Source organism: Bacillus cereus group sp. BfR-BA-01441 (assembly GCF_022663075.1).
Lineage (GTDB): Bacteria > Bacillota > Bacilli > Bacillales > Bacillaceae_G > Bacillus_A > Bacillus_A cereus.
Map to the genome: position 1 here is coordinate 1 of NZ_JAKUEU010000154.1, position 5828 is coordinate 5828.

Sequence of the window (5828 nt, forward strand, 5' to 3'; positions counted from 1 at the left end):
AAATTTAAAGGAGTCATACCAAATTCCCATTCTTTGAACTGATTTGGATACAAATCATTAATTGCTTTAAAAGGGCTATTTTCATACCTATGTTTGAGTAATCCTCGTAGCCTATACTTTACAAGTAATTTTGTGTTCCACTTTTTTCTTATGTCTTCCTTATTCCATTTTAAAATACTGTTAAGCAAATATGTTAATACCCTCCGCGCCATTTTATTATCTATATCTTCTTTCCATGTATTTGGAGGAAATCTAATTCTTTTTCCATCTAATATTTCCTGATAAATATCTTCTATAGAAACTTCTTTTTTTAACAATATATAAATCCTCCTACAGTTTGTATTAATATTTATACACTATCATCATCTTCAATCAATATATCTATATTAAAAAATATAATTAAAATACCCATTAAAATCAACAAGAAAATTATTTTTTAAAAAATTTCTAATAATTAACCAAGTAAATATTTATTTTAATTTTCTAATTATTAGTTTATACTAAGTTAGTATTATTATATTTATATATAAGGAGTGTATTCGTATGGAGAAGATTAGTAAAAGCGATATTATTCGTACTGTTCCGCAAAGCGGTTTTTTCGGACACCCTAAGGGGCTGTTTACCCTATTCTTTACAGAGTTTTGGGAGCGATTCTCTTACTATGGGATGAGAGCAATATTACTTTACTATATGTATTATTCAATCTCACAAGGTGGTTTAGGGATGGATCATGCGACCGCAGCGTCAATTATGGCCATCTATGGATCTCTCGTTTACATGTCTGGCATTATTGGTGGCTGGATTGCAGATCGTCTACTAGGTTCAAGTAGAACAATTTTTTGGGGTGGAGTTTTAATTATGATCGGTCACCTGATTTTAGCACTACCTGGAACTATAAGTACTTTATTCATATCTATGGTGTTTTTAGTACTTGGTACAGGTTTATTAAAACCTAATGTATCTAGCATTGTTGGTGATTTATATAGTGAAACAGATACTCGACGTGACTCAGGTTTCAGTATTTTCTATATGGGTATTAATTTAGGTGCGCTTTTATCTCCTTTTGTTATAGGAACACTTGGTCAAAAGTATAACTTCCACCTAGGTTTTGGTGTCGCTGCAATTGGTATGCTATTAGGCTTAATTATTTTCGTCCTTACAAAAAAGAAAAACCTTGGTTTAGCAGGAACACAAGTACCAAATCCTTTAACAGACATCGAAAGAAAAAAAGTTATTATACAGTTTAGTATTGGTACAATAGCTATAGTACTATTTTGTATTTTAACGATACCAACAGGTATTTTAACTATTAATCGATTCACTTTACTAGTAAGTATCTTAGGTATTCTCATTCCAACTGGTTACTTTATTTTTATGTATCGTAGTCCGAAAACTACAAAAATTGAAAAGTCTCGTTTAATTGCTTACATACCATTATTTATCGCTGCTACAATGTTTTGGGCCATTCAAGAACAAGGAGCTATCATTTTAGCTTCATATGCTGATCAGCGTACTCAATTAAAGTTGGCCGGGTTTGAACTTCAATCTTCATGGTTTCAATCATTAAACCCTATTTATATTGTTTTGTTAGCACCAGTATTTGCTTGGTTATGGGTAAAGCTTAATTCACGTCAACCAAGTACGGCTAATAAATTTGCTATTGGTTTATTATTTGCTGGTTTATCCTTCTTAGTTATGATTATCCCTGCATATATACATGGTACAGAATCCCTTGTAAGCCCTATGTGGTTAGCGATTAGCTTCCTGTTAGTAGTAATCGGGGAACTTTGTTTATCGCCTGTAGGTTTATCAATTACAACCAAATTAGCACCAGCTGCCTTCTCTGCTCAAACAATGAGTCTGTGGTTCTTGACTAGTGCAGCTGCACAAGCTATAAATGCTCAAATAGTTCGATTATATAATCCTGAAACAGAAATTATTTATTTCGGTGTAATTGGTGGCCTTTCAATCATTTTAAGTGTAATTTTATATTTTATGGCCCCAAAGATTCAAGTTTTAATGAAAGGCATAAAATAAAAAAAACTGTGCTAAAAACTTGTTATAATGCAAGTTTTTATGCACAGTCTTTTTGAATAACTATACAGTTTTTTTATATATAAATAAATTAATAATAATTATTTATAGTAACTCAAACCTACTATATAGTATTATAGAGCTATTTGCTTCTAATATTACTCCAGTTCTTATAGGGAAAAATATAAATCCCTGATAGAATATATAATAATTCCATATAAGGTGCTGCAATAAATTCAATAGAGATTTGACTAGCATTATTATATTATTTAAAATTACACTCTCTTTATTATTTCATAAATTTTTGGGTTTGATATAGATTCATTACGTTAGAAAGTATACTAATTACATACCTTCTCACGTAATTCATTCTCAAGTGTTCTTTAAATAGGAATTTAACGAACACTTGAAGAGATGGTTGAAATGAGTTTGAGTAATCAGATGTACAAAGACATGAGAATGGATACTTTTTAGACAAGAAAGTGGGTACTTTTTTATAAAGGAATTTGCTTTAATTATATGTACGTAGATTTTTACCCTGATTTTCAATAGCAAATCTATTAATTCAAAGTGATCTTTATTTCTGTACAGTTGCGTAGAATGATTCTACCTAAAATAAAAATAGAGTCTCAGGAACGGGATTCTGAGACTCTATTTTTTATTTTAAACAGGAAAGCATAATTTTCTCTAATTCTTCTTTACTTAAATTATCTGCAAGAATTGTGACTTGATAAGTATTATTCTTTCCTTTTGCAGGAACAATCATTCTCATCACTTTAAATTTATCCTTTGTGCTTTCAGATAAAGTTATTTTTGTACCAACTAATTCATAATTAGTTATCTTTTCACTAGTCCCTACTATCCCCTTCAACGACTCTTCTCCTTGATCTCTAACTGCAGATTGATACACCATATATACGGAATCTTCATTTCGATATTCATAAACAATAGTGGGATCCATTTTTTTAATAGCCAATGGTGTTTGAATATCTTCTCCAGTGAATTTATACCCTTTTACTACATACGTTGGTCTCTTAATTTGAAAACCAAGATATTCCTGTGCTTGCTTTTTAGTCAATTTTAAAGACGAATAAATTTTCTGTCTAAATGGTCCAATTTCTTCAACATTTTTCTCATATTTTTTTTGCTCTTCTGGTTCTAATTTTTCAGGACTTCCTGCTAATTTTACTTTCTTATACAAAATCTGTGATTCTGTTTCTAAATTAATAAATCGCTCAAATTCTTCCTTCGTAAACAGATCCCTCGCCACTCCAAGCTCTGTAAGTAAAGTATTATATTCTCCTTCTGAAACAAAAAATTCTGATTCCGCCTGTTCTTTAGTACCAATCATTTTTTCTACAATTTGCTGTATAGAAATATCAGGTTGTGTTTTTAATTCTTTCATATTATCTTTTACTTCTATTTGTTGTTTCTCAGAATTTTTCGGTATATCAGCACGGGCATTTAATAAGGATACAGATGATACAGCAATCACTGCCACAGCCCCTAGCGCAGACCAGCGATATGATTTTTTTTGGAATTTTTTAATCATTAGAATTCTCCTTTTTAACATTCTTTTGTTTTTACTAAAATTCGCCACACCGGGTACTTGATAATAACCTGAGTAATGTTCCAAAAGACTAATAATAGTATGGCCATATGCAATTTGTTCCTTTGAATCTATACATGTAAGAGCTAATGCATCGCATGCTAGTTCTTGATCTTCCCGCATACATGAGTAGGCATACCATAGAATTGGATTAAACCAATTTAAAATGAGTAAGCCGTGCATTATCCAGTTCACACCAACATCTCTTCGCTTGATGTGAGCTAATTCATGATGAAAAATATACCGTAATTGTTGTTCCTCTAATATTTCCATATGTACTGTTGACAACAGCAACTTAGGCCGAATAAATCCGAACACTGTTGGACTGGAAACCTTTCCAGATACAAGTAGAGGGATCTCTTGTCGAACAGACATAGATTGCTTACACTCTTCAAAAATCTGGACAATCTTTTCATCTGTAATAACAGGTTGTTTTTTTATGTAAAGTAATAAACGCCTGTTCATAATAAATGTAGCAACACTTAGAAGGATAACGCCAGTAAGCCAAATGTATATACAGATTGTATAGAATGGAACCGTCTCACCATCCTGTTTTTCATTACTGTGTGTTTGTGTCTTGTTTGCCTGATCAGTTTGTGTTGAACTTGAGGTAGAAGTATCTTCTTTTGTGAGAACCTTTGTTTCGTCTATACCTTTCAAATCTTCCATGTCTTCTTTTGAAAGAAAAATAGCTACGGGGTTTTGGCTAGAAAGGAATGCATCATCATTCTTGTAAGTAAGAACAGAATAAATACTATAGGAACTATCTGGTGACCAAGGTAAAACAAGTCTTATAATTAATATCATCCATAGCATGTATTGCCAACGTGGAGTTAATTTATTTCTAAACAAAACCTTAATACATAAGATTAGGACCACTAATATACTAGCCATAATAGAGGTCTCTATCAACCAATCAAAAAAATGAGGCAGATAGACATTTATAAACATTTCTATCATTATCATCTATCCTTCCTCTGATTTTCCTCAGTTTTCTCATCCAGGATACGTTTAAGCTCGTTAATGTCTTCTGAAGACAGCTTTTCTTCTTTCAAGAAATTTACCAGTAAAGGTTTAAATGCTGCACCATAGAAACGTTTAAGCAAAGATTTTGTTTCTACTTGTAAATAACTATCTTGCGAAACCAAAGGATAATAAGCGTACATTCGCCCTTTATCTTGATGGTAAGCAACTGCTTCTTTGTGAACTAATCGATTAATTAGTGTTCGAATCGTTTTGGGTTTCCAATCCATATTCTTTTCCAACTCTTCAATCACTTCATTTGCCGTTTGTGGAGATTTTGACCACAGTACTTTCATTACTTCTAACTCAGCTTCTGAAATTTTAGGTAATTCTTTCATTAGTTTATATTACACCTCCCTCGGATTACGTTTGTAATCTGTAACTGAATATTACACTTGTAATCTTGCGTTGTCAATCTTATTTTATATTTGTGAAATCCCTTCCTATACCCATCAACATAAGAATGAAAGAAATTAACATAAGTATAGACTTTCATGTCCTCCTAATGAGATAAGAAAATAGATGCCTCATAAATATTTTTGTAAATAATATAAAATTTAATTTTAACTTCACACATAATTAGTATTTTCTATTTTTACAAAGTACCCACTTTGGTGTCTTCGTTTAAAAAAAGCACCCATTTTCTTGTCTAAATATCGAGACAAGGAAATGGGTACTAAATGAAATGTACCTGTAGATAATTTAGCATTTTAATCTATAAAATAAGTTCTTAGTTCCACTTTTGGAAATTGATTGGGACATGAAATTCCAAAATGAAATTTGATAGATTTACAAAACTAAATTCATTTAATCTTGTGTGAACGCATTGGTTTAAATACTAATTGTGTTTAATGATGTGAAGAATTTTAGAACATGTTTCAATAAAGAAGCCCTTTGTACTTTGTATAAGTTACTATGGACTTCTTTATTTTTACATCATATTTGATATATTTTATTGCTCTTAGTGATGCCTCTCAATAATAAATTTTGAAACTAACGCTGACAATGCTTCTACTTTTTCTTTTATTTTGTTAGACTGATTCGAGATTTCCTCGATTGATGCTGCTTGTGATTGGATAGACTGTACAGTTTGAGTTGTTTCCTTAGCTACTTGCGCGGCAGTTTCAGAAACACTGGACATAGAGGCATTGACTTCTTCTGT

General features: G+C 31.5%; 4 protein-coding genes and 1 pseudogene. 1 reads left to right on the top strand and 4 read right to left on the bottom strand.

Annotated elements, in window-relative coordinates:
- Positions 1-317: DUF4046 domain-containing protein (locus MR107_RS29000; protein ID WP_242293074.1), on the bottom strand; the 317-nt coding region annotated here is incomplete at its 3' end.
- A 226-nt stretch (positions 318-543) separates the two neighbouring features.
- Here MR107_RS29000 and MR107_RS29005 point away from each other — a divergent pair.
- On the top strand, positions 544-2037 hold the full coding sequence (locus MR107_RS29005; protein ID WP_000411727.1) for a peptide MFS transporter: 1494 nt from the start codon (positions 544-546) through the stop codon (positions 2035-2037).
- Positions 2038-2692: 655 nt separating this feature from the next.
- Here MR107_RS29005 and MR107_RS29010 read toward each other — a convergent pair.
- The 3 genes and pseudogenes from MR107_RS29010 to MR107_RS29020 form a co-directional block, all read right to left on the bottom strand.
- Positions 2693-4603 carry a M56 family metallopeptidase gene (locus MR107_RS29010; RefSeq protein WP_166695729.1) on the bottom strand — a complete coding sequence of 637 codons (1911 nt, stop codon included), beginning with the start codon at positions 4601-4603 and terminating at the stop codon, positions 2693-2695.
- A gap of 2 nt (positions 4604-4605) precedes the next feature.
- Complete coding sequence (locus MR107_RS29015; protein WP_097854132.1) at positions 4606-5004, bottom strand: BlaI/MecI/CopY family transcriptional regulator; 399 nt, start codon at positions 5002-5004, stop codon at positions 4606-4608.
- A gap of 623 nt (positions 5005-5627) precedes the next feature.
- Positions 5628-5828: pseudogene (locus MR107_RS29020) on the bottom strand (methyl-accepting chemotaxis protein); the annotation flags it as partial.